We start from the raw sequence: 1,152 nt of genomic DNA, 5'->3' as shown, positions 1-1,152 counted from the left end.
GTGCGAACAGCGCGAGCAGCAGGCGCTGCGGCAACACGTGCGCGAGCCGTACGCCGAGCGTGGTCAGCGGCACGCCGGCCACGGCCATCAGCAATGCCGCGCGATAGCGCACGAGCCCGCGGCGGAAGCCTTCGAGCGCGCCGAGCGCCGCGCTGCCGGCCACCGCGACGAGCGCGACGGGCGTGGCCTGCTGCATCGGCCAGCTCATGCCGACGACGAGCGCGGGCACCGCGAGAATGCCGCCGCCGGCGCCGGTCAAACCGAGCACGGCGCCGACGAAGCCGCCGAGTACGAGGGAAATCAGCATGACGTCATCGGGCTCCGGTCAACGCGCGATCGCGGGTTTCGCGAGCCATTCGCGGCCCTTGAGCATCGCCTTCCAGTAGAGCGGCGGCAGCACGCGTTCCTTGAGCAGCCACGCGAGCCGCGACGGGCGCTTGCCGTCGATCAGCCACGCGGGGAAGGTCGGTGCGACCTTGCCGCCGTACAGGAATTCGGCGAGCACGATCTTGCCGCGCTCGACGGTGAGCGGGCACGAGCCGTAGCCGTCGTATGCGGCGTCGCCGTGCGCGCGGCCGAGCGACACGAGCAGGTTGTGCGCGACCACGGGCGCCTGCTTGCGGGCGGCAGCGGCCGTTTTCGCATTGGTCGTGTTGGTGGCGTCGCCGAGCGCATAGATGTCCGGGTACTGCCGATGGCGCAATGTCGCCGGATCGACGTCGATCCAGCCGGCCGCATCGGCGAGCGGGCTCGACCGCACGAAATCGGGCGCCTTCTGCGGCGGCACGACGTGGATCATGTCGAACGAGCGCACCACGGTTTCCTTGCCGCCGTCGGGCAGCGCGCGCGCGAACGTCGCCTGGCGTGCCGGGCCGTCGATCGCGACGAGGTTGTGGCCGAACGACAACGCGATGTCGTAGCTTTTCACGTACTCCATCAGCGCGGGTACGTAGTCGGCGACGCCGAACAGCGCGCCGCCCGCATTCAGGAACTCGACGTTCGCGGCCTCGAGGCGGCCCGCGCGCCGCCAGTGGTCGCACGACAGGTACATCGCTTTCTGCGGTGCGCCTGCGCACTTGATCGGCATCGGCGGCTGCGTGAAGAGTGCGTTGCCGCCGCGGAACGCGCGCACGAGTTCCCACGTGTACGGCG

At 70.6% G+C, this 1,152-nt stretch carries 2 protein-coding genes; both read right to left on the bottom strand.

Annotated elements, in window-relative coordinates; translation table 11 throughout:
* A partial coding sequence (locus tag L810_RS43010; RefSeq protein ID WP_042978429.1) for a sulfite exporter TauE/SafE family protein occupies positions 1 to 307 on the bottom strand: 307 nt, incomplete at its 3' end.
* Between the two features lie 18 nt (positions 308 to 325).
* A partial coding sequence (locus L810_RS43005) for an NAD(P)/FAD-dependent oxidoreductase (RefSeq protein WP_042978428.1) occupies positions 326 to 1,152 on the bottom strand: 827 nt, incomplete at its 5' end.

It is taken from the genome of Burkholderia sp. AU4i, from assembly GCF_000466765.1.
GTDB classification, from domain to species: domain Bacteria; phylum Pseudomonadota; class Gammaproteobacteria; order Burkholderiales; family Burkholderiaceae; genus Burkholderia; species Burkholderia cepacia.
Note: the sequence above shows the minus strand (reverse complement) of the source record. Positions and strands in the feature narration are given on the sequence as shown.